This window comes from Arthrobacter sp. FW306-1B-G06A (assembly GCF_058781765.1).
In genome coordinates this window covers 1-23230 of record NZ_JBYSXB010000007.1, presented here as the reverse complement: position 1 = coordinate 23230, position 23230 = coordinate 1, and the positions used below count along the sequence as shown (strand labels likewise).

19 protein-coding genes are annotated in these 23230 nt (G+C 64.9%); 12 read left to right on the top strand and 7 right to left on the bottom strand.

The window, feature by feature from the left end; all coding sequences use genetic code 11:
* Positions 1-54: 54 nt before the first annotated feature.
* Together AC3WJM_RS05260 and AC3WJM_RS05255 are read right to left on the bottom strand one after the other, a co-directional pair.
* A complete protein-coding gene (locus AC3WJM_RS05260; RefSeq protein ID WP_441437483.1) occupies positions 55-1008 on the bottom strand; it encodes a phosphotriesterase family protein in 954 nt (317 codons plus the stop codon).
* A gap of 19 nt (positions 1009-1027) precedes the next feature.
* Positions 1028-2065 carry a phosphotriesterase family protein gene (locus AC3WJM_RS05255; RefSeq protein WP_492271322.1) on the bottom strand — a complete coding sequence of 346 codons (1038 nt, stop codon included), beginning with the start codon at positions 2063-2065 and terminating at the stop codon, positions 1028-1030.
* A 222-nt stretch (positions 2066-2287) separates the two neighbouring features.
* On the opposite strand from AC3WJM_RS05255, the gene AC3WJM_RS05250 reads away from it, so the two are divergent.
* The 8 genes from AC3WJM_RS05250 (at position 2288) to AC3WJM_RS05215 (ending at position 10367) form a co-directional block, all read left to right on the top strand.
* Positions 2288-4009 (top strand): MFS transporter, encoded by a 1722-nt coding sequence (locus tag AC3WJM_RS05250; RefSeq protein WP_441437481.1) that lies wholly within the window; start codon positions 2288-2290, stop codon positions 4007-4009.
* 47 nt (positions 4010-4056) lie between these two features.
* Entirely contained in the window at positions 4057-5229 is a 1173-nt protein-coding gene (locus AC3WJM_RS05245; protein WP_492271321.1) for a cytochrome P450, read from the top strand.
* Positions 5226-5420 carry a ferredoxin gene (locus AC3WJM_RS05240; RefSeq protein ID WP_059389941.1) on the top strand — a complete coding sequence of 65 codons (195 nt, stop codon included), beginning with the start codon at positions 5226-5228 and terminating at the stop codon, positions 5418-5420. The genes AC3WJM_RS05245 and AC3WJM_RS05240 overlap by 4 nt, the downstream gene beginning before the upstream one ends.
* On the top strand, positions 5417-6610 hold the full coding sequence (locus AC3WJM_RS05235; protein WP_492271320.1) for an NAD(P)/FAD-dependent oxidoreductase: 1194 nt from the start codon (positions 5417-5419) through the stop codon (positions 6608-6610). The genes AC3WJM_RS05240 and AC3WJM_RS05235 overlap by 4 nt, the downstream gene beginning before the upstream one ends.
* Before the next feature lie 323 nt (positions 6611-6933).
* Positions 6934-7548, top strand: a complete 615-nt coding sequence (locus AC3WJM_RS05230) for a TetR/AcrR family transcriptional regulator (RefSeq protein ID WP_059389942.1) — start codon at positions 6934-6936, stop codon at positions 7546-7548.
* 79 nt (positions 7549-7627) lie between these two features.
* Positions 7628-7831, top strand: coding sequence for a hypothetical protein (locus AC3WJM_RS05225; RefSeq protein WP_059389943.1), 204 nt, complete (start codon positions 7628-7630; stop codon positions 7829-7831).
* A 99-nt stretch (positions 7832-7930) separates the two neighbouring features.
* Complete coding sequence (locus AC3WJM_RS05220) at positions 7931-9100, top strand: carboxylate-amine ligase (protein ID WP_492271319.1); 1170 nt, start codon at positions 7931-7933, stop codon at positions 9098-9100.
* 151 nt (positions 9101-9251) lie between these two features.
* Complete coding sequence (locus tag AC3WJM_RS05215) at positions 9252-10367, top strand: AI-2E family transporter (protein WP_492271318.1); 1116 nt, start codon at positions 9252-9254, stop codon at positions 10365-10367.
* A 46-nt stretch (positions 10368-10413) separates the two neighbouring features.
* On the opposite strand, the gene AC3WJM_RS05210 is transcribed toward AC3WJM_RS05215, so the two are convergent.
* The 3 genes from AC3WJM_RS05210 to AC3WJM_RS05200 form a co-directional block, all read right to left on the bottom strand.
* Positions 10414-11277 carry an alkaline phosphatase family protein gene (locus AC3WJM_RS05210; RefSeq protein WP_492271317.1) on the bottom strand — a complete coding sequence of 288 codons (864 nt, stop codon included), beginning with the start codon at positions 11275-11277 and terminating at the stop codon, positions 10414-10416.
* Entirely contained in the window at positions 11213-11461 is a 249-nt protein-coding gene (locus AC3WJM_RS05205; protein WP_492271316.1) for an alkaline phosphatase family protein, read from the bottom strand. The genes AC3WJM_RS05210 and AC3WJM_RS05205 overlap by 65 nt, the downstream gene beginning before the upstream one ends.
* Positions 11462-11552: 91 nt before the next feature.
* Complete coding sequence (locus tag AC3WJM_RS05200) at positions 11553-12137, bottom strand: histidine phosphatase family protein (RefSeq protein WP_284989100.1); 585 nt, start codon at positions 12135-12137, stop codon at positions 11553-11555.
* A 161-nt stretch (positions 12138-12298) separates the two neighbouring features.
* Between AC3WJM_RS05200 and AC3WJM_RS05195 the strand changes: the two genes are divergently transcribed.
* Positions 12299-13957, top strand: coding sequence for a phosphodiester glycosidase family protein (locus tag AC3WJM_RS05195; protein ID WP_492271315.1), 1659 nt, complete (start codon positions 12299-12301; stop codon positions 13955-13957).
* Between the two features lie 26 nt (positions 13958-13983).
* Here AC3WJM_RS05195 and AC3WJM_RS05190 read toward each other — a convergent pair whose 3' ends face one another.
* Positions 13984-14952: a magnesium transporter CorA family protein gene (locus AC3WJM_RS05190; RefSeq protein ID WP_492271314.1), complete on the bottom strand. Its 969-nt coding sequence runs from the start codon at positions 14950-14952 to the stop codon at positions 13984-13986.
* A 149-nt stretch (positions 14953-15101) separates the two neighbouring features.
* Between AC3WJM_RS05190 and AC3WJM_RS05185 the strand changes: the two genes are divergently transcribed.
* The 3 genes from AC3WJM_RS05185 (at position 15102) to AC3WJM_RS05175 (ending at position 23061) form a co-directional block, all read left to right on the top strand.
* Entirely contained in the window at positions 15102-15278 is a 177-nt protein-coding gene (locus tag AC3WJM_RS05185; protein WP_059389945.1) for a CsbD family protein, read from the top strand.
* Positions 15279-15454: 176 nt separating this feature from the next.
* Entirely contained in the window at positions 15455-20281 is a 4827-nt protein-coding gene (locus AC3WJM_RS05180; RefSeq protein WP_492271313.1) for an NAD-glutamate dehydrogenase, read from the top strand.
* Between the two features lie 611 nt (positions 20282-20892).
* The gene (locus AC3WJM_RS05175; protein WP_492271312.1) at positions 20893-23061 is read left to right on the top strand and encodes a bifunctional polysaccharide deacetylase/glycosyltransferase family 2 protein; all 2169 of its coding nucleotides are present in this window, start codon (positions 20893-20895) and stop codon (positions 23059-23061) included.
* A gap of 28 nt (positions 23062-23089) precedes the next feature.
* On the opposite strand, the gene AC3WJM_RS05170 is transcribed toward AC3WJM_RS05175, so the two are convergent.
* The gene (locus tag AC3WJM_RS05170; RefSeq protein WP_492271374.1) at positions 23090-23212 is read right to left on the bottom strand and encodes a hypothetical protein; all 123 of its coding nucleotides are present in this window, start codon (positions 23210-23212) and stop codon (positions 23090-23092) included.
* Between the last annotated feature and the right edge of the window lie 18 nt (positions 23213-23230).

Here is a 23230-nt window from a genome sequence, read left to right as displayed (position 1 = left end):
TTGGCCTGGGACCAAGTCTGGAGAAGCGGGTAGATTGTGGTGCCCGTCCGGAAGTCAGGCGTCCAGCGACAGGAAGCCGGCCGGGTTGTCTTCGAGCAGAAGTTTGAGAGTGGCGTCGTCGATTCCCGCGGCGCGCATGTCGGGGATCATGTCCTCGAAGATGTAGTTGATCGTGTGGCCCTTGACCCCCGGCCAGCCCAGCGGGCTGCAATTCGCGTCCGCCGAAACGAGCAGCTTGTCTGCGTAGCCCTTTTTCACGAGGGTCACGAAGTGCTGCATGCGTTCGGCGCGCTTGCGGCCCCAAAACGGGGGATCCGGAAGTTCGAGGTCGTAGCCGAAGGTATCGAAGCCGATTCGGCCGCCCTGCTCGTAGATCCAGTCATGCGGGGTGATCGGAGCGTTCAATCCGTCGTCGGCGTGGCCGAAGAGCACGCGGTCCAGGGAGAGGCCCTCTTCGTTGAAGATGGAAACCGCCGGCTCTGGATCGATGGCCAGGTGGGTCAGTATTGGCGCACCGGTGACGACGGCGGCGCGGGCCGCGGACCGGTAGATTCGTTTGTCCAGCTCTGTCATTCGTCCACCGCGGCTCACGCCCACCTTGATCACGCCGGCTTTGGCGCCGGTGTTTCCGATGCCCACGGTGATCTCGTGGATGAACACTTTCGCGAGGTAGTCCACGGTGGCGCGGGAGAAATGCGGCAGGGCGGTGTCGCCGCCGACGAACCCGGTGCAGGCCACAATGTGCACCCCGGTCTTCCGGGACAGGGACTTGTAGTAGTCGACGTCACGGCCGTTGCAGATACCCGTGGCGTCCACTAACGTGCCGCCGCCGTATTCGCGGAACTTCCGCAACTTCGGCACGGTTTCTTCATAGGCCTGTTCCGGGGTCTTCCACCATTTGCTGTCGAGTTCGGACCCGGGCATGCCGTACCCGATGTGTTCGTGGACCGCCACGATTTCCAGTTCTTCGGCCGGAATGGTTCCCAGCACTGTATTGACCTTGGTCATTCGTTCACCTCAGGGGTTCTCAAGCTTGTTGCGGGTGGGCGGGTGCTGAGCGCACGGTCAGGAGATTGCGCGGATTGTCCACGAGGATGCGTTGGGCGTCTTCGTCACTCAGGCCCTGGGTCTTGAGGTGGGGCACGAACGTGGCCACCACGTGGCTGTAGGGCAGCTCGTTCTCCGGGAGGCCCTTGGCCACTCCGATTGAGTTGCCCGAGAGGATGATCTTGCCGGCGTGGCCGGCGCTGACGAGTTCGAGTACCAGTGCAGTGCGTTCCTGGTCGCTGAGGTAGCCCGGATGGTCGTTCAAGCCCACGTGGTCGATGCCGACGAATGCTCCGCGGCGGGCCACCTCAATGGCCGTTCCGGCGGCGTCCTTGCGGTCCAGGTCACCGACAAGCACCCGCTCGGCCCCGATCTGCTCATCCAGGACGATGTCCAAGTCGTGCAAGGCGTCGGCGCCGAAGCGGATGGAGACCGGAATACCTGTGTCCCTGGCGGCGCGGGCGGAGCCGCGGAACAGGCTTTCCTCGGTGGGGGTCAGCCCGGCACGGTCGGCGATGGCGGCCACGATGCCCGCGGCGGCGCGGCGTTCAAGCCGGGGAGCCACCATCCCCTCGCTGACCTCCCTCCCGAAGAGATCGGCGAACTTTTCGGCCGGCCACGGGGTGGGCGGGTTGGTCTGTGGCGTCAGGAAGTACCCGCCGAGTTCTTCCTCCGGGCCCAAGCCCGTGGAGGCCACGATGTGGACGCCGGTGGAGCGGGAGAGTGCCTCGTAGAGTTTGAGGTCGCGGCCGTGGAACATGCCGGTGCTGTCGACGATCGTTTGCCCGCCGAACCCACGGAACTCCGTGAGTTTCGCAGCCAGGGCCTCGAAGATCTCCGCCCGGTCCATCGAGATGTCGGGAGCGTACTGGGCGCCCGGGAGCACCGACAACAACGCTTCATGGACCGCAACGACGCCCAGTTCAGAAGCAGGTACGGGGCCCAGGACCGTGTTGGCGGTTTGCCCGGCGGGCGCATCAATCACGTCGGCGGTGCCGGTGGGGGTGGTGTGACTCACGGGGGTCTTCTCCCTTGAAGATCGGATGTTGAATGCAGGGACGCCGCGCAGTGTGACCGCGCCGTCGCTCCGTTGCGATGCAGCCAGCATCACACTTTCCTTTACATACTGTCAAGAAATTTATACAAGAGAATTTTCCTTGACATGCTGTAAGAATTAACTCCACACTGTCTCATACAGTCCCCATGAACCAGATCGAACAGAAACAAGGGAGTTTCATCGATGAGTCAAACCATTTCGGTAGCGAGCCGCGGCTCTGTACGGGCCACTTTCGTGGCCGCCTACAGCGCTGTCACCCTCGCGCAGATCACCAACGCGTTGCCAGGGGCCCTCAGCGGCACCTTTGCCGTGGAATTCCACACCTCGGGCGCTGGCCTGACCTGGATCGCGGGCATGTTCCTGATGGGCATTGTGGTGTTCGAGCTCAGCTGGGGACTGCTGGGCGATATGTTCGGGCGCAGGAAGCTGCTCTATGTCGGCGCTGCCGTCAGCGTCATCGGCTCGGTCATGGCCGCGATGGCGCCCTCCACCGGCGTGATGATCGTCGCGCAGGCCATCGGCGGCATAGGGGCGGGCATACTCTTTCCCATTTCGCTTTCCATGATCGCGGCGATCACCCCCGACCACCGCGCCCGGGCGAAGGTCATCGCCACCTGGGCAGGGTTCCTGTCACTGGGCGCGGTGATTTCCCCGGTGCTTGCCGGGTTCACTGCGCAGTTCTTCACCGTGCCCGGCGGTGGACCAGGCGCCTCGAACGCCTTCAGTGGCTGGCGCGCGGCCTATTTGATTGCGGCCGCTGTTGCCGTCGTCGTTCTTCTCATCGCGGTCCGCGCGAAAGATTCCGCAGCCGCCGAGGGGCGCAAACTGGACATGCCCGGCCAGCTCACTCTCGCCGTCGGCCTCATTGCCGTCCTTTACGCCACGGTGACGGCGGTCGACGCCGGCTTCGGCAGCGCGCAGGTTATCGCAAGCTACATCGCCGGCGGAATCCTGCTCATCGCTTTCATCATCATCGAGTCGCGCACCGCTCAGCCACTGATCCACCTCTCGCTGTTCAAGAACAGCTCCTACTCGATCACCGGGATTGTGGCCGTCACCGGGATGTTCGCTTTCCTTGCGATCTGCTTCAGCACGAGCGTCGCCGTCAGCGGCCTGGCCCTGGCCGAGACCTGGAAGGTCGGAGTTCTATTCGTCTTCATCCAGGGCCCGGCATTCGCCTTCATCCCGGTGGTCGGGTGGCTCATCCACCACGTTGCCCCACGCTGGGTACTGACGGCCGGCTTCGCTTTCATGGCCGTTTCCGGGTTCTGGCTCTCCACGTTCGCACTCGGCACCCCGGAGACTTTCGGCGGCACGCCGTGGACAGCATTCATTCCGCCTCTGCTCGTGCTGGGTGTCGGCTTCGCCCTCACGGTCGGCTCCGTTACCGCAGTGGCCATCAACACCGTCCCGGCCCAACAAATAGGCATGGCGTCCGCCACGACGAATCTCCTGCGCGACCTCGGCTTCGCCCTCGGTCCTGTGATCGGCTCGGCCATCGCCTTCGGCATTGGAGCCACAGTCTTCGCTGGTCCCCTTGCCGGCATCCTCGGGGCGGCCGGAATGCCCGCAGATGCAGTGGCCGGACTGGTGCACGTGCCGCCGCTTGGTTTCCTCTCAGGCTGGGACGGCATCGTCGCCCAATTCTCCGGCCAGGCAGCGGGAGGCGGTGCTCCGGCCCCGGCGGTCGATGGCATGGTCAAGGCCCTCGCCGCAGCCAAGCCGCGGATCCAGGGGGTCGCCGGGACGTCCCTCGGCGAGGGTTTCCAGACCGTCTATCTCTGCGCGGGCGTCGCGGCGACCCTCTCCGCCGTTCTCACCCTCTTCATCTCCGCACGGTCCTCAGCGCCTACCGCCGATGCCATCACGGAGACCACCGAAGCAAGCGCCGAGGCCGCCGTCTAAGACCTCCGGCACTGACCCGACCACTTACTATCCACAAGGAGAACCCCGTGACCGCACCTATCGAGTCAGACATCGACATCTGGGCTGACGACATCCTCGTCGACCCCTACCCCACCTATGCCGCGCTCCGCGAGCAGGCTTCCGTGGTCCACCTTCCGAAGAACGAGCTGTACGTCCTGACGCGCTACGACGCCATCCGCAATGCCCTCGGCGATCCGGCGGCCTTCTCGTCCACCAGCATCGGATTCAACCCGGTGGTCAACGAGGCACTGCAGGGCACCTCCCTTGCCTCCGACCCGCCGATCCACACGCAGCTCCGCGCCACGCTGTCCCAGAACCTCACCCCCCGGGCCCTTCGCGGCCTCAAAGTCGTCATCGACGAAAAGGCGGACAAGCTCGTCGCGGAACTGGCCACCAGTGGCGGCTTCGAGGCCATCGATGCCCTGGCCCGGGCCTTCCCGATCGAGATCGTCGCCGATCTTGTTGGTTTCAGCGGCCACGTCAAGGACAACATGCTGCGCTGGGGCCAGGCCGCGATGCAAGTCATCGGTCCACTGAACCAGCGCACCCAGGAGAGTTTCCCGATCGCCGGCGAATTGTACGGCTGGTGCTCCTCGGTCACCGCGGATGACCTCGCTCCGGGCTCGATCGGCCGCGGCATCTTCGACGCCGAGACCCGCGGTGACATTCCCAAAGGCTCAGCAGGCCACATCATCCACCAGTATCTTGGAGCCGGCGTCGACACGACCATTGCCTCCATCGGCAACATCGTCGCGCTGTTCGGCCGCCACCCCGATCAGTTCGAGCTGGTCCGGGAGAACCCGGAATTGGTTCCCGCGGCGTTCGCCGAAGTGCTGCGCTATTGGGCTCCGGTCCACATCTGGGGACGCAAGGCCACGCGCGACGTGGAGATCGATGGAGTCACGATACCCTCAGGTGCCCAGGTCGGCATCCTCTTCGGCGCGGGCAACCGGGACCCGCGCCACTACGCGAACCCTGACACCTTCGACGTAAGACGAAACCCCGTGGGCCACCTCTCCTTTGGTTATGGACCGCATGGCTGCGCCGGCCAGGGCCTCGCGAAACTCGAGGCACACGCGATCATCGAAGCGCTTGCCCGCAGGGTGAAGACCCTGGCCCTCTCCGATGAGGTCCGCGAGCCGAGCAATATTACGCGGAGCTTCGAGGTTCTCCAGGTTGAGAAGGTAGTGGCGGCATGAGGATCGAACTGGACCGTCCCCGCTGCGAAGGCCACGGCCTGTGCGAGGAAGCCGCGCCGTCGCTGATGCACCTGGATGACGACGGCGAATTGGTCATCGATGTGCCGGACGTGGAGGGTGCCGGGCTTGATGCCGCGAAGGCTGCGGTCAGGGTTTGCCCGGTCGCGGCGCTCCGATTGGCTGCGGCATGACCATGCGCAGGATTGTGGTGGTCGGCAACGGCATCGCCGGACTCACAGCATGCGACTCGCTGCGCGCAGCGGGCTTCGACGGCGACTTGACGGTGGTTGGCGACGAGCGCCACCAACCGTACAGCCGTCCCGCCCTGTCGAAGGCGCTGCTGCACAGTGTTAACGGGAGCAACGCCGACGCCCTCCAGGCCCACGAGCTTCCCGAGCCGGGCCACGGAGCGAGCGAGTTGCTCGGCGTCAGCGTAACGGGGCTGGACGTCGACTCCAGGCTGGTTCATCTGGACGGTGGCGATGAATTGCCGTTTGACGGCCTCGTGATCGCCTCCGGTTCCCGGGCGAGACGCCTCAGGGAGGGAGCGCAAGGGAAAGGCTCCTCCAGGGAGCTCACTTTGCGCACCATCGAGGATGCGATCCTGCTCAGGGAGCGACTCGCATCGCTTCCTTCGGTGGTCGTGATCGGCGGCGGGCCGCTCGGAATGGAGGTCGCATCGGGCTGCCTGCACCTTGGCTGCGAAGTCACGCTCGTTTCCGACGGCAAGCCCCTCGCGCGCCAGCTCGGCGACTACCTGGGGCATATGTTCACCTCCTCTGCCATCAGGCAAGGCCTACGAGTGGTTGTCGGCGGGAAAGCCCGTCTAATGGAGTCCGACGCCGGGACGCGGGTTGTCTTGGCCGACGGCACCGAGCTTGAAGCGGATCTGGTGGTCACCGCCGTCGGCGACGAACCGAACACCGATTGGTTGGCCGGAACCCGGCTCCTCGTCGATGGCGCGCTGCGGGTCGATACCCGCGGCCGGCTTCGGTCGGATATCGTCGCCGCCGGCGACGTGGCGTTCTACCCGAGCAGTCGCGGGGTACGGCGGGTGCCCCTCTGGACGAGCGCGATCGACCAGGCGAAGGCCGCCGCCGTCGGGCTGCTCAAGGGCGACGCGGCGCCCGAGTTCACTTTCCAGCCGTACTTCTGGACCGAGGCCTTCGGCCTGTCGCTCAAGTCGGTCGGCTTCACGCCCATGGTCGGCGCACCGGACTACTGCGAGCCGGGGGAGGACAGCGACTCGATGCTCTTGCGCTGGGAGGACAAGGACGGCTCCGGGACCGCTGTGGCGATCAACTACCGGATCCCCGTCCCGAAATTGCGCCGACTGGCCGACGCCGGCCCGTCACCCAGGACCCTCGCTTACATGATGTGAGCGAGCGTCGGCCGGAAACACCCCAAAGGTGAGCGAGCGTCTGGAAGGGGACGGCGCGACGGCGGAACGGCGGCGGAAGGGGGCTTCGCCGCCGGGGAGCTGACGCCCCCGCCCCGTTCGCCACCCCGGACGCTCGCTCACATATATGGCCATCCACCAGCACGCTCGCTCTGATAGATGTCCAAATTCCAGGACGCTCGCTCAGGTCTGCTGCCAAACACGTGGGCGCGTGCAGTTCTTTACGGCTTGTCAGCTCGCTTGGCGACGCGCATCCTTTGCTCTTGCTCCGCACAATTGCCGCACACCACGGTTAGGATTGACCCATGTCGTCGTTGCGAGAAGCCCAGAAGCAGCTGACCCGCGACGTGATCGTCGAACGGGCACTCGAACTCTTCACAGAGAAGGGCTACGCGGCAACCACGATCGACGAGATCGCCGCCGCTGCCGGCACCACGAGGGTGACTTTTTACGCGTACTACCCCTCGCGGAGCGATCTGATGAGGGACTTCATGTCGCGCGTCAATGCCGTGCTCGACCGCGCGGATGGTCCCGACAGTGCGTCGACCGCCGTCGAGCTCGTGGACGTGGTGCGGGATGGCAAACTGCCGGGAATCCTTGCCTGGCTCGAGTCGCGCGCTGCGCTCTGGCCGGTCTTCCGTCCGTACCTCGACGTCCTCGACGAGGCTGCTGCGGTTGATCGCGAAGTGCGGACATTGGTGGAGGGTTGGCATGAGGAAGTCATCTCCGACCTTGTCCGCGGCATGCAGCTTGCCGGGCGCTTCCCTGAAGAAACGCACCACATCCGCGGAACACTCGCCTTCACCCAGCTCGACTACGTCGCCACTCTCTGGACGCGGCGCAAGCTCGAGCCAAACCGCGACCACGCGCTAGAAGTGCTCGCCGACAGTTGGTACCACTTGCTCTGCGACGCAGGATAATCAAGCTCCACGCAGCTGCCCAGCTGGTCTTTGCGCTTCACAGGAGTAGCGTTTGCTGTGGCTGACGAGAGGGGTCCACATGAGCTACAAGTATCGAACCGTCAGGGTTCGCGGCACCGAGTTGGTAGGAACCATCGCCCGAAAACACGGCAGCGCGCCGGAGATCTACGAAACCTCGAAGGACGCGAACACATCGGTAGTTCCCGTGTTCTTCCAAGCGACCGGCGAGATCCGATTCTTCGACAGGTCAGTCCTTGAAGACGTCGTGACGCCGGCCAGCTAGCAGCAGTTGCGCGTCTCGAAACTGACCAGAGATGTTTGATGCCAGAGGTCCTGCGACTTGTGGTCGTGGGGCATAGCTTTTGTGGCCCACACTTGGCAAGTGCGTACTTTTGGTGTTGAAGAAGAATTCCTGATCGTAGATCCTGACAACGGCAGTCCCGTGCCCCTCGCCGGCGATATCGTGCGCCTTCATGGTGCCGGTCCCCAGGGGGTGGCTCCTCCTTTCGGCCCGACGTTGGCGATCGAGCTTCAGCAGGAGCAAATCGAAGTCATCACCTCCCCGCACAGCAGCCTGAGTGCCCTCGGCGCTGAAATAGGTGCCGGACGCTCTTACGCAGATTCGCTGGCCCGAAGGGCGGGCGCGAGAATTGCAGCCCTCGCGACGTCGCCGCTGGCGATCGCTCCGCATGCAACAAACACCGAGCGCTACGACGCCCTCCTGGAAAAGTTCGCTATGACTGCCAGAGAGCAGCTGACCTGCGGATACCACGTCCATGTTTCCGTTGACTCGGATGAGGAAGGCGTGGCAGTGCTGGACCGGATCAGGTCCTGGCTGCCGGTGCTGACTGCACTGAGCTCGAATTCACCGTTCTGGAATGGGTCCGACAGTGGTTACGCCAGTTTCCGGACCCAAGCTTGGAACCGATGGTCCAGTGCCGGTCCCACCGATGTCTTCGGATCTGCCGCGGCCTACCACTCTTTGGTGGCCGACCTGTCGGCAACGGGAGTGATCATGAGCCCGGATTTCGACGCTCGCCTGTCTGCCCGGCACCCTACGGTCGAGATCCGTGTCTCGGATGTTTGCCTTGATGCCCGGGATGCCCTGCTGATCGCGGCCTTGGTGCGTGCCTTGGTGGATACAGCCGCCAGGGAATGGAAATCCGGACAGCGTCCGGACATGGTTTCTGTCCCCGTACTGCGCCAGGCCACGTGGCGGGCCAGCCGGTTCGGCGTGCACGGCGAGCTGCTCCACCCGAGAACGCACAAGCCCGCCACAGCAAGGCACGTCCTTGCCGCACTCCACTCCCACGTCCGCGATGCCCTCGAAGGGACCGGGGACGCACACTACGCCAACGAGGGACTGCAAAGGATCCTCAGCCAAGGCACGGGAGCCGCGCGGCAACGGCAAGCCCACCAACGCACCGGCAGTCTTGCCGGCGTCGTCGCATATGCAACGGGCGTCACCCACCTCGAACCCATTGATCACGAACGCACCGACGAACCTTATTTCGCGGCGGCCTCGGGGACTGCCGCGCTCGTGGCGAGCTAGCCGTCGGCCGAAATTGCGGCTCCATCGGAGCTCGCCGTTAGGGTGAGGCATGAGCGATAAGGGCAAGAGCTCCGACCGTTCTTAGCGCACCGTGCCTGAATGCACGACGGCGGGGCGTTCAGTGCCGGAGCCACCACCAGGAAGGAATCCAATGACTGAAAGCAACAATTCGCCGAGCAAACGCACGATGTCGGCGATGTGGTCCGACGGCCTTGGCCGGGCAGGGATCCGTTCAGGGCAGATGCTCCTGGTCATCACCCTGGCATCGGTGATTGTGTGGGCGATGACCAGCGTTCCGCTCGTCATGATCCCGGTCACAATCGCGCTCATTCTTGCCTCGGCAATTTCGCCTCTTGTGCGTTGGCTGACTGCGCACCGGTGGCCCCGGGCCCTCGCCGTCGCAGCGTCGTTCGTGGGGATCCTTGCAGTCTTCGGCGGAGTCATCACCGGAATCGTCTTTCTTATCAGGGCGCAATCCAAGGAGCTTGCCGTGAAATTCACTGCCGGCATCGAGCAACTGCACCAATTCCTGAATAACGGCCCCTTCAAAGTCAGCGACGAGCAGCTCCGATCCGTGGCCGATTCCATCCAGCGCTTCTTCACGAGCAGTAGCTTCGGCGCCGAAGCGCTGACCGGCGCGCGGACGGTCGCTGAAATCCTGGCCGGCTTGGTTCTTATGGTGGTGATCCTGTTCTTCTTCCTCAAGGACGGCGAGAAGATCAGGAACTTCCTCTTCGGATTCCTTCCCGCGGCTCACCGCGGAAAGGCCCACCTGGCCGCGGAACGAAGCGCCGTCGTTCTGGGAGGATACGTCCGCGGCACGGCTCTGATCGCAGCAGTGAACGGCGTGATCATAGGAACAATGCGGGCCATCCTCGGCGTCCCGCTTGCCCTGCCTCTGGGCGTTTTTGTGTTTGTCGGCGGGTTCATTCCCATCGTTGGTTCCACCGCTGCGGGTACCCTCGCCGTGGGTGTCGCCTTGATCTCGAACGGTCCGGTGACATCGCTCATCGTCCTCGCTGTCCTCATCGCGGCCAACCAGCTTGAGCACCATTTCCTCCAGCCCGTTTTGATGGGCAAGGTGCTGAGCATCCACGGACTGGCCATTTTGCTCGCCTTGGCCATTGGCACGATGCTCGCAGGCATTATCGGGGCCTTGTTAGCCGTACCGACTGCCGCCGTCGCGTGGACTGCCATCAAGACGTGGACCGGGCGCGGAGACACGGCGCCCGCCGGGATCGGCCCCGCCGACGGAACCGCGGCCTGAAACGGACTCACACAGCCAAAGCCCGATCCTAGGGCGGCACCCGGTCTTACGCTTGCGCTAGGAGCTCCTCGCGCAGTTGCTCCAGGTGGGACGGTTGTTCTGCCAGGGCCCGCGTGGTCGGCGGGGGACTGGGTGCCCGAACGCCCGCGAGGGGGTCGTCGGTGCGGGGGACGGCGAGTCTCAAGGCCCCGCCGACGTCGGGCGCCGCGGCATCGCGGCGGGTGAGGGCCGGCAGGTTCCAACGATGTTCGATGGTCGCAAGGATGCTCGTGTGATCGAGCGGGACAGCGCCGGAGGCCCGAAAGACGGTGCCGGCGGGGATGAGCGGACTGATCAGCACGGTAGGCACCCGCACCCCGAAGCGGGTGAAATCGAAACCGAATTCCCCCGCGGCGTCGTCCGGCGGTGTCGCGCCCCATGGCGGGGCGACGTGGTCGTAGCAGCCCCCGTGTTCGTCATACGTGATGATGAGCAGCGTGGAGTCCCAAGCTGGCCCATCGCGAACGGCGCGATAGACGTCGAGAAGGAATTGCTCACCGAGAGCGACGTTGTAGTTGGGATGTTCGCTGTTGCCCGTCGAGGACCAGGACGGCTCAAGGAAAGCGTATGCAGGGAGCTTCCCTGCTGCCGCGTCGGCTTGGAAGTTCGCGAACAGGCCAATGTTCGACGGCGGGGCGTGCCGGGTGTCGTCGAAGTCGAGTTTCGTCAGGGGCGACTTGGTTTCGCCGTAGATCTTCCACGGGATGCCGTGGTTGCCCAGGTGCCCAAAGATGCTCGGCACGGTGAACCGCTTGGCCTTGTCATCCAAGTTGCCCTGGCTGGTGCCGGCGCAGGCGAAGGCCCGGTTAGGCATCGTCATCGTCGGAGCGGACGCGAACCAGGCGTCGCAGACGGCGAATCCCTTCGCCATCGCCGACAACACCGGCAGCGGATGCGGGGCAGGACTCAGTGCCGGTCAGGCCCTCGAACAGGTCCCCCGAAGGCGAAACATTGCCGGAAGCGGCATAGAGGTATCCGAGCATGTGATCGAATGAGCGGTTTTCAAGCATCAAGACGACGATGTGCTCGACGGCGTTAAGACCAATTGCCGCCACGGTGACCATCCCCTTCGGAAAGAGTTCCTGTCCGTGCTGAACAGTCTCCCACGCCGCTGTCCCGGTGGATATGCCTTCGACCCGGTGCGGCTCAGCCGGGAATAGTGGCCATGACGCGTTCGCCGTTGAAGTATTCGAGATGCCAGCCGTCAACGGGATGGTGGTGGGCAAGGTTGAGCACGGCGTTGTCGATGCTTTGCAGAGTGCGGCCCACCGCACGGCCGAGGCTCACGCGGAGGAGCGTTCCGTGGGCGACCACCAGGACGCGGCGGCCGTTGAACTCCTTGGCCAGCGCTTCCAGCGCAGCCAAGCCGCGGGAGGCTGCCTTGTCCTCGCTTTCCGCGCCGCGGAAACCGCCGGGGATGCGCAGGGCGTCCAATTCAGGTCCTGCCTGCAGGCCCTCGGCAGGTCCAAAACGGCGCTCAGTGAGCTCCGGCACGCGCCGGTCCACGGTGAGTCCCAGCCCTGCGGCGATCAGCTCGGCGGTCTCCGCAGCCCGGCTCAGCGGCGACGAAACGATGGCGTCCCACTCGTAGGCGGACAGGACGCCGACGGCGTCGCGCGCCTGGCCGCGGCCGACGTCGTTCAGCGGTATGTCGGTGGATCCCTGCAGCCGGCGCTGGGCATTCCAGTCTGTCTGGCCGTGGCGTACGAGGGCGAAGGTAGTGAGGGGCATGCCTTCCATTCTGCCCTGAACCCAATCCGCGGACAGCCAACGCCCATGCTTCGGACGGTCTTCGTCCTGCAGGTGAACGCGGCATGAAGCTTCGGTCAACAGGTGCCTCGAAACCCGGAAAACCTGTCCGAACGACCGGCCGGCCTCTATACGGTGGACGCATGAAAGCCTCCCTCAAGCGTCGCAGTGCCCTCACTGGCGGACTCATTCTGGCCGTCTCTTCAGCGCTCCTCACCCCGGTGGGCCCCACCCATGCGGACGATGTGCGCTCAAATAGCAACAGCACGGACCAGGCTTCCCACCTCAACCTTGGCGCCGCAGACCTCCCTGAGAATCGGATCGTGACAACCCTCGCTCCGGGCGTCACGCTCACCAAAATCAGCAGGGGAGGGGCTGACTCTTCGCTCTTCTGGACAGCCGAAGTGGCGATTCCCTCTGATTCGCCGGATCCGGATGCTCCGACGTCGGCGCTCTCGAGCCAGGCCACGGCGCAGCGCACAGCCGACAAGCTCAAGGCCGCCAGCGTCGATGCCCGCGTTGAACATGTCCAGTCGCCGCAGCTTGCCGACGCCGGAGGCGATTTGGGCTTCCGGGTCCGTGCCGGCCACTTTGCCGCACAGGCCGACGGTGCCTCCGTCGTCGCGAAGATCAAGGCCGCCGGTTTTGCCTCCTCAGTGATCTATACCGGTTGGGACGGTGACTCCGAACCCAGCACAAAGACGCGCGGACCGTGGAATCTTGATGTCATCACCATCGACCCCCGGAAGTACGACGGCCAGCTAGCCGCATCATTCGGCCCGGACCTGGAGAAGCGGGAGACAACCAGCCAGCTGGCCGCGGACGCCCACGCCATCGCCGCCGTCAACGCAGGCTTCTTCGTCTTCGACCCGAAGGCCGGCGCCGAAGGTGACCCCGCCGGCGTCGGTGTGTACGGAGGCAGGATTCTCAGCGAAGCCGTGGCGGACCGCCCGGCCCTCGTCATTGACGGAAAGAAGAATGCCAGCAGTATCCAGCGATTGACTTGGTCAGGGAAGATCGCCTCCCCTGCCGGAGAAGCCGCTCTGGACGGCATCGACCGGGTACCCGGGCTGATCCGAAACTGTGGCGGCGCCAACGACTTGCCTACCTCAGGCCCGCTCCAGGACGTCACCTGCACGAACTCCAGCGAGCTCGTCACGTTCACCCCGGAGTTCGGGCCGGCCACGCCTGCCGGTCCGGGTCTTGAAGTGACCGTGGACAGCAAAGACACAGTGACTGCCGTCGCCGAAACCCGTGGCGTGGCCGTGCCTGCGGGCGGACACACCATCCAGGCCACCGGAACAGACGTCGCCAGGCTCCGCGCGCTCGCTCCCAGAGGCGCGAAGCTGAAGATCGACGCCGGATTGCTCGGCCAGGATGGGAAGCCCTTGCACACCGACAAGGCCACGAGCGTCGTGAACGGCGGCCCGCTGCTCGTCAAGGACGGCAGCGTGGACGTCACCGCCCGGCATGACGGCATGGTGCACCCGAACGACGGAAACAGCTTCTACTACGGTTGGGTCCACAAGCGGAACCCCCGGACCTTCGCCGGTACCGACGCTCAGGGCAGGACCATGCTCGTCACGGCGGACGGACGCTCGACTGCCTCCCTGGGATTGAGCTTGAAGGAAGAGGCTGACGTCGCGGTGTCGCTCGGCATGGTCCAGGCCATGAACCTCGACGGCGGCGGCTCAACAACGGCCGTTGCCGAAGGAAGAGTCCAGAACAGCCCGTCGGGCGGTTCGGAACGCGCGGTTGGGGATGCGCTCCTGGTACTTCCCGCCCGTAAGGACGACCAGTAGGGCAGAGGACGTCCCAGGGGAACCAGCTAGATCCAGTCCCGTTTCTTGAACGCCAGGTACAGGAAGATTGAGCCGCCGGCCATGAGCGCGCAGGATAGCCAGAGCCCATAGTCGCTCTGGAAGCCGAAGAAGGGCACGTTCTGCCCGAAGAAGCCCGTCACGGCAGTCGGGACGGCGATGATCGCAGCCCAGCTGGTGACCTTCTTCATGACGAGGTTCATCTGGTTCCCCTGGATGCTGATGTGGGTTTCCAGGATGGTGGTGACCAGGTCGCGGAGCGATTCCGTCCATTCCGAGGCACGCAGCACATGGTCGTAGACGTCCTGCAGGAAGGGCTGCATCGCAGGGCTGCAGCCGACCAGGTCTTCGCGCCGGAGCAGGGTGTTGAGGACTTCACGCATGGGCAGGACGACGCGGCGGAGCCGGACGAGGTTCTTGCGGAGTTCGAACGTCTTCCGCTGCAGGTCATGGTCGGGGGAGTGGTCGTCGAAAAGCGACTCTTCGAGGGCGTCGATGTAGCCATCGAGTTCCTGGACGGCGTCGAAATGCCCGTCGACGATCATGTCCAACAGGCCCCAGAAGAGGAAGGGCACCCCGTGTTGGGCGAGGTCGGTTTCCGAGTCCCAGTGCGCCGTCAGCTCGTCGGTGTCGAACTCCGGCCCGTGTACAGTCACCAGGGCGTTATGGGTCACGAATGCCGAGACCTCGACGACGGTCAGCTCGCCGGTGCCAGGCTTTAGAGCCGCTTGGTAAGCCGAGAGGAAAAGGTGGTTCGGGTACCGGTCCAGTTTGGGCCGCTGGAAGTCGTGGACGGCGTCCTCGACGGCGAGGCGGTGAAGCCCATACACGGTTTCGACGCCGAGCAGGTCATCCGCCGTCGGGTCCGTGTAGTCGATCCACAGGACCACATCGTCCTGGCGGGCCAGGGCTTCGATCTCGTGGGCCCGGACATCGTCGCGTTCGAGTTTGCCTTCGCGGTATAGCCGTATGAACACCATCCGCCCCATGGTACGGGACCCGTATCCGTGCTCCCTGAGTGTCAAGGCTTCCCGGCCGGGACGTGCCTTTGCCGCAGTTCCGTCCCTACAATTTAAGTGCGGCCTCGCGGTGTCCCGCCGCGGGCCGCCGACAAAGGAGAGCCATCATGGGTTGGGGTGAGAGGATCCATCACGCTGCCGGTAAATTCCACGGCAAGGCCACGGAAGCGGCCGGCGAAGCCACCGGCAATGACCGGCTGAAGGCTGAGGGCAAGTCCCGTCAGGTCAGGGCCGATCTGAAGCTGGCAGGTGAAAAGATCAAAGGCGCCTTCAGGAAGCACTAGTCCACCGACGCCGACAGCAGGGCGCGGGCCATACGGCCCGCGCCCGCGTCATGTCCTGGTACTTTGTTCCGGCATCTGGACTCGGTCTGTGCGGCCAGCCATGATGAAGGGAGGCGCGGAGGGCTGGATCGTCAACCCCAGTTTGCGAGTGGCACCCGCAGTGGAGGCGCGGTGACATGACACGCGGATCGGTGCCGGCGGAGCAGACGAAGGCAGCATCTTCGCTTGAGCCCAGTGAAGCTTTCCTGGCCGAATACTTTGCCCAGGTGCCCCCGGAGGATCTGAGGAGCTATAGTCCCGAGACGCTCCGTGCGCGGGCCGGGCACCATCTGAAACTGGCGTCGTCGCGCGCGCCCGGGCAAACCGCCGTCGGGATCTTGACCGAATTGGATGCCAGCATCGTCGCAGTCGTGACGGACGACATCCCGTATCTGGTCCACTCCGTCACGGCGGAGCTCACCCGCGACGACACGTCCATCAATCTGCTGGTTCATCCCAGCTTTAGGGTGCTTCGTGACCCGGTGTCCCACGAGCTACTGGAAGTCCGCCTTGGAACGTCCATGGAGGGCGAAACCCCTCCGGAGGCCGGGGAAACCGAGGTCTGGATTGCCGCGGAGATCGGCAGGCTGCCCGATGCGGCTGCCGTGAGGCGACTGACGGATAACCTGCAGAGAGTGCTGGATGATGTCCGGGTTGCCACCCGCGACGGATCCGCCATCCGTGGCAAGCTCGCCGAAGCCGTCGCCTCGGTGGACGGGTTCCCGCGCGATGTGGCGCCGCCACCGAAACAGCTCAGGGAATTGCTCCTCTGGCTCGACGACGGAAACTTCCTTTTTCTCGGTTACACCGAAGGCAAACTCACGACGGCGGGTGGCCAGGACCTGCTCGTCGAACGGCAAGGCGCCGCGCTGGGTCTGCTGAGGCGGCCAGAGGGGGACGCCGCCGGAGGCGTCGGGCCAGGCGTGCCGGGTATCCACGGCTCCCAAGCACTCGCCCTTTCCACCTCGGAGGTCAGGTCCACAGTCCTGAGGCACTCGTACCTGGACGAAGTTCGCGTGAAAATGTTCGATCGGGCCGGCCGCACCACCGGCGAACGACGCTTCTTGGGCTTGTTCACGGCCGGTGCCGCTCACCAGTCGGTCCGCCGGATTCCGGTTCTCAGGGAGAAGGTCCAGGCAGTCAGCGAAAGGCTGGGGTTTACGCCCCGATCGCAACAGGCCAGGGAATTGATGGCCGTCCTGGAGACCTTTCCGAGGGACGAACTGTTCCACATCGAAGCGGATGACCTCGCGCGCCTGGCGGGCGAAATTCTCCGTGCCGAGGTGCTGCAGCGGATCCGCGTGTTCCTTCGTCCGGACAGCTTTGGACGGTTCGTGTCCGCGCTCGTCTTCTTCCCGCGCCGCCGCTACAGCACGGCGGTCCGGCTATTGATGGAAGATGAACTCAAGCGGGCGTTCGGGGCGGACTCTGTAGACTTCGAGGTCCGTCTGACCGAGTCACCCATGGCCCGGGTGTTCTTCCGGATCCATGTAGGTGCCGCGCCCGACGCTCCGGCGTCCAGCACCACCGTCCTCGACCCTTCCCAACTGGAGCGGCGCCTGATCGCCGCTACCCGCTCATGGTCGGACGGGCTCGACGACGCGATCCGCGACCGCTTCCCGGCGGCGGAGGCCGCACGGCTCGCCGGGCTCTGGTCCGACGCCTTTCCCGCCGGTTATCGCGCCGTTTACGAGGCGGAGGCCGCGCTCGGGGACATCGTCAACTTCGAGACCTTCGACCTGGACGGAGCAGGCGGCAGGCCGTTCGGGGATCCCCTGCTCACGGTATACATCAGGACGGGTGCGCCGAGCACCCTCGTGGAGGACGCCCGGATCCGCCTTTACCTGACAAGGCCCAGGAGCCTGACGCAGATCCTGCCCTTCCTGCATAACCTCGGGCTCGAAGTGCTGGACCAGCGGCCTTTCGAGCTTCGGCGGGGCGGCCAGGAGCTGTTTCTTTACGACCTCGGCGTGAAGTTTCCTGGCAGCGTTGACCCCGAGGGAACCAGCGGACTGCTCGCGGATGCCTTCACGGCCGCCATGCGGGGGGACATCGAATCCGACCGGATCGACGCACTCGTCATCCGGGAACGGCTTGCGTGGCGGCAGGCCGCAATCCTGAGAAGCTACGCGAAATACCTCCAGCAACTGGGGACCACCAACTCGTACGGATTCATCGCGGACACGCTGATCGGCAACGTCCGGGCAACACGTGCGCTCCTGGCCCTGTTCCAAGCGAAGTTCGATCCAACGCTGAACGGGCCTGACCGTATGCGGAACACCGCGGGCGCGAAAAAGGAGTTGCTCGCCGCGATCGACGACATCCCTGTCCTCGACGCAGACCGGCTGCTGCGCACGTTCATGAACCTCGTCGAAGCCACAACGCGGACCAACTACTTCCAGGGCAAGGCCCACCTGAGCTTCAAACTGGATCCTGCCGCGATTGCAGGCGCCCCGTTTCCGCGGCCGAAGTACGAGATCTGGGTGTATTCACCGCGGGTGGAAGGCGTCCATCTGCGCTTCGGAACCTTGGCGCGCGGTGGTTTGCGCTGGTCTGACCGAAGCGAGGATTTTCGGACCGAGGTCCTGGGACTGGTCAAGGCACAAAATGTGAAGAACTCCGTCATTGTGCCCACAGGAGCAAAAGGAGGCTTCTATCCAAAGCGATTGCCGGACCCTGCCATGGACCGCGAGGCCTGGCTCGCCGAAGGCCTGGAATGCTACAAGATCTTCATCAAAGGCATGCTGGACCTCACCGACAACCTGCTCACCACGGCGGACGGGGAAACGGTGGTGCCCCCGGGCGGCGTGGTGCGCCACGACGGCGATGACTACTACTTGGTGGTTGCAGCTGACAAGGGCACAGCGTCATTTTCAGACGCGGCCAATTCCGTGGCCCGGGACTACGGCTTCTGGCTCGGCGACGCCTTCGCTTCCGGGGGATCCGTGGGATATGACCACAAGCAGATGGGCATCACGGCCCGCGGCGCGTGGGAATCCGCGAAACACCATTTCAGCGAGCTCGGCATGGATTCACAAGGCGAAGACTTCACCGTGGCCGGCATCGGAGACATGAGCGGCGACGTCTTCGGAAACGCAATGCTCCTCTCCCCGCACATCCGACTGGTGGCGGCATTCGACCACCGGGACATCTTCCTTGACCCGAGCCCCGACGCGGCAACGTCCTTCGAAGAACGCAAGCGCCTCTTCGGTCTTCCCCGTTCGTCCTGGGCCGACTACGATCCTTCACTGATCAGCAAAGGCGGGGGTGTCCACTCCCGCCGGGCCAAAGCCATCGGGATCACGGAACAGGTCCGGACCGCCCTCGGCCTGGATCCAGGGACGGCCTCGCTGCCTCCCCATGCCCTGATGCAGGCCATTCTCCGGGCGCCCGTGGACCTGCTCTACAACGGTGGCATCGGAACATACGTCAAAGCCTCCACCGAGGACCACACCGACGTCGGCGACAAAGCCAACGACGCCATCAGGGTCAACGGCAACGAGCTGAGGACCCGGATCGTGGCGGAGGGCGGGAACCTGGGCGTCACGCAGCGCGGCCGAATAGAGGCGGCACTCGCCGGTGTCCTTCTCAACACCGATGCGATCGACAACTCGGCCGGCGTGGACTGTTCGGACCACGAGGTCAACATCAAGATCTTCGTTGACCGGATGATTGCGGCAGGGAAAATGGGGCCCGAGGAACGAGCGGGCTTCCTGCATTCCCTGACCGACGAAGTAAGCCGCCTGGTCCTGGCAAACAACATGGACCAGAACGTCCTCCTTTTCAATGACCGGCACCTCGCGCTGGAGTTGGGTCCCGGCTTTGAGCGGATCATGGACTGGCTGGAGAACGCAGCGGACCTGGACCGCGGCCTGGAGGCGCTGCCGAGCACGGAACAACTCCAAGACAGGCTGCGGGCAGGCACTGGGCTGACCTCTCCGGAGCTGTCGGTGCTCGCCGCCTACGCGAAGATCGAGCTGGCGAGGGAGCTCACCGCAAGCGACCTCGCCGACGATCCCTGGTTCAAGCGGGTCCTCCGTGGCTATTTTCCCCGCCAGTTCTCCGAGCGCTTTGATGCCGAACTGGACTCCCACCCGTTACGTCGGCAGATCATCTGCACGGTGGTGGCCAACGCCATGATCAACCTTGGAGGGATCACGTTCGCCTTCCGCGCCATCGAGGAGACCACGGCCACCGCGGCGGCAGTGGCCAGGGCTTTCGTGGTTGTCCGCGAGGCTTATGAGCTGCAGCGTTTCGTGGACAGGATCGCCAGCCTGCCTCCCGGGTTTCCCAGCGAACACGCCGCCGCGGTGGCCCTTCCACTGCGCAGGCTCCTTGACCGTGCAACCCGCTGGTACGTGACGCATGACCATCGGGACCAACCCGTCGCGGAAGCCCTAAGGAGGATCGGGCCGACCGTGGATCTGCTGCGGACCCGGACCACGGAATTCCTGCGCGGCTCGGACCTTGACCGCGCCGAGCAACGGTTGGCGCATTGGAACGACGTCGGGATGCCGGGTGACCTGGGGCGGCGCGCCTCCGATTTGCTGGAGAGCTTTTCCCTCCTGGACATCTCGCTGGTGGCGGAGCAGGTGGATGAACCCCTCACCACCATCGCCGACATGTACCACACGGTCATTCATTGGATCGGCGTGGGAACGCTGTTGCTGCGCATCACTGACCTGCCGCGGCAAAGCCGGTGGGAAGCCCTGGCTCGGGCAGCCCTCCGCGACGACGCCTATTCCGCCGTCGTCGACATCACGATTTCCGTCATGCGGACGACCCGGGCGAGCGGGGCCTCCGGAGCCTCTGCCGTGGACCGCATCGTGGAGTGGGAGAGCGGGCGCCAGGAACAACTCGGGAGGATCAAGGACACCTTCATGGAGGTCACCAAGCCCGGGCAGGTGGACCTCGCGTCGATCTCCGTGGCCCTGAAACTCCTGCGAACGCTGGCGAAGCGCTAGCCGTTTTGAACCTTGAACCCTGGGGATCGTCGCACAAGACGCTTTTTGGGCTACGGGATGCGAATCCTCTAAGGTTGGTGCCCGATGGCAGCTTTTAATAGAACGTCCGATCAGCCTGGATCCGCGTCGCCGCGTGGGCCTGTCTTCGTCGACGCCTCAGGCCGACGCCTGCGGAGGCTCAAGCTTATTGGGCTCGGAGCCCTTGTGCTCGCAGGAGGCTATGTCATCCTCCTGCTGGTTGCGTTCATAGGAGGGCCCAACGTTGCGGCGCCGTTCCTACCTTTGCCGGCCGCAGTGAAGCCCTTGGCGCCACCGGCCGCTCCGGCAGCCCGTGGTCTTCCGTCATCCCCATCGACTCCGCCTTCCAACGCGGATGGGCTCCCGACCGGCGAGGGCCGATTGCCTGCGCCTTCGACGCCGGCCGCTTTCGGTGTTCCGGTGACTTCTCCTTCGCCCGCTGCTGTGGCACAACCGATCAACGGTGCGGCCGCGCAGCACGCTGCCTCGTTTGCGCCGGTTGCGTCCTCTGAGCCGAGCACGTCGCCGACGGGTCCGGGCAAGAGCGGGTCAGCTCCGGGCCAGGCCACGCGGCCGTCCACGCCGACGCACCCGTGAGTGCGCGCCGCCTGAGCAAGCGCACTGCTCCGGTCAGTGTCAGGGCGCACTGGTTCATCCTTCTGGCCGTCCTGTTGGCACTGGGTGTCGCACTCGTCGTGCAGGGGTACATGCATCACCTCGCCGGGATCGCCGATGACTCGGTGCCCGGGGGTGGCTCCGCGAGTACCGTCCCGGACGCGGTCTCGCACGGTGGGCCGGTGGTTGATTCCCGCGGCGGCTCCGTTCGTACCGTCGGTCCGCCGGACCGCACGCTCGCGCTGACGTTCGACGACGGTCCGGACCCGGTCTGGACTCCCCGGATCCTTGACGTCCTCCGCAAGCACCATGTCCATGCCACGTTTTTCGTGGTCGGTTCAGCTGCCATCGACAATCCCGACCTCGTGCGCCGCATCCTTGCGGACGGCAACGAGATCGGGGTGCACACGTTGACACATGCGGACCTTGGGAGCGCCCCGGCTTGGCGCCAGCAGCTTGAGGTCCAGGGCGACCAGCAAGTGATTGCCGGCATCACGGGCCGTGCCTCGACGCTCCTGCGTCCGCCGTACAGCTCCGAGAACGACGCCGTCCGGGACGGCACGTGGGCGGCGATGCGCACCGCTGCGGACCGGGGTTATCTCACTGTGCTCACCACCCAGGACAGTGAGGACTGGCAGCGGCCCGGAGTCGCCGCCATCGAGAAGAACCTCACCCCTTCAGGCCCGCAGGGCCAGGTGCTCCTCATGCACGACGGCGGCGGAGACAGGGAGCAGACGGTCACGGCGCTCGACTCCGTCCTCACCAAGGTCGCGGATCAAGGCTTCCGGGTCACGACGGCGGGCGACGCCGTCGGGATCGCAAGCATGCGCGATGCCTCGGTGGGAGAGCAGATCAGCGGAAACGCGTTGGTGTGGGGAATACGGCTCAGCGATTTCTTCATCGCCGCCATCTCCTGGGCGCTCGTTGCGGCCGGAGTCGTGACAGTGGTCCGGGCCGTGCTCGTGGTGGTGTGCGCAGCGCGCCACCGGAGAGCGGCGCGCCGGTCCCTTGCGACGGGCCGCAGCCGACGCCGGGTGGACGTGCCGGTCCGGCCCGAGGTCACGGAGCCGGTCAGCGTCATCGTCCCCGCGTACAACGAGGCCGCCGGCATCGAAGCCGCAGTCCGGTCTATCGCCACATCAAGCCATCCGGTGGAGATCATTGTGGTTGACGACGGGTCGACCGATGACACCGCGGACATCGTCGAAAAGCTCGGCTTGCCGGGTGTTATGTTGATCCGGAAAGAGAACGGCGGCAAACCCTCCGCGTTGAATGCCGGGCTTGCAGCCGCCGGCCACGATCTCGTGGTGATGGTCGACGGTGATACCGTCTTCGAACCGGAAACGGTTCACGCCCTCATTCAGCCCTTCGCCGACCCTCGAGTGGGCGCAATTTCAGGGAACACCAAGGTTGCCAACCGTGGAGGGATCCTCGGAGCCTGGCAGCACATCGAATACGTCGTCGGCTTCAACCTGGACCGCAGGTTGTTCGACATCGCCGAGTGCATGCCGACCGTTCCAGGGGCTATCGGTGCCTTCCGCCGCGATGCCCTGTTCCGGGTTGGCGGAGTCAGCGACGACACGCTCGCTGAAGACACGGACCTGACCATGGCACTGTGCCGCGATGGCTGGCGGGTCGTGTACCAGGACGATGCGAGGGCCTGGACCGAAGCTCCCGCGAGCCTTGGCGCGCTTTGGAAACAGCGATACCGCTGGTGCTATGGCACGCTTCAGGCCATGTGGAAGCACCGGGGCGCGGTGGTGCAGGGCGGGCAGGCTGGAAAACTCGGCCGGCGCGGGCTCGGCTATCTGCTCGTCCTCCAGGTGCTGCTGCCGCTGTTCGCTCCAGTAGTGGACGTCTTCGCCATCTACGGCCTGGTCTTCCTTGATCCGGTCCGGATCGCCGCGCTCTGGCTTGTCTTCCTCCTGGTGCAATTCCTGATGGCGGCCTATGCGTTCCGGCTCGACAATGAGTCGCTTCGTCCACTGTGGACCCTTCCGCTTCAGCAGTTCGTCTATCGGCAGCTCATGTATCTCGTCGTCATCCAGTCGGTAGTCACGGCCTTGGCCGGCGTGCACCTGCGGTGGCACCGAATGGAGAGGTATGGAAGCCTGCGCGTGCCGCCGGCTTCGCAGGGCCAAGCGTAGCCACGGAGAGTGCCGGCGCGGACTGTCCCTAACCCCTAGCGCGCAGCTCCCGCCGAAGGATCTTTCCTGACGCCGACTTGGGAATCACCTCGACGAACTCCACCGATCGCACGCGCTTGAACGGAGCCACCCGCCCGGCGACGAACTCCATGACCTCCCCGTCCCCGAG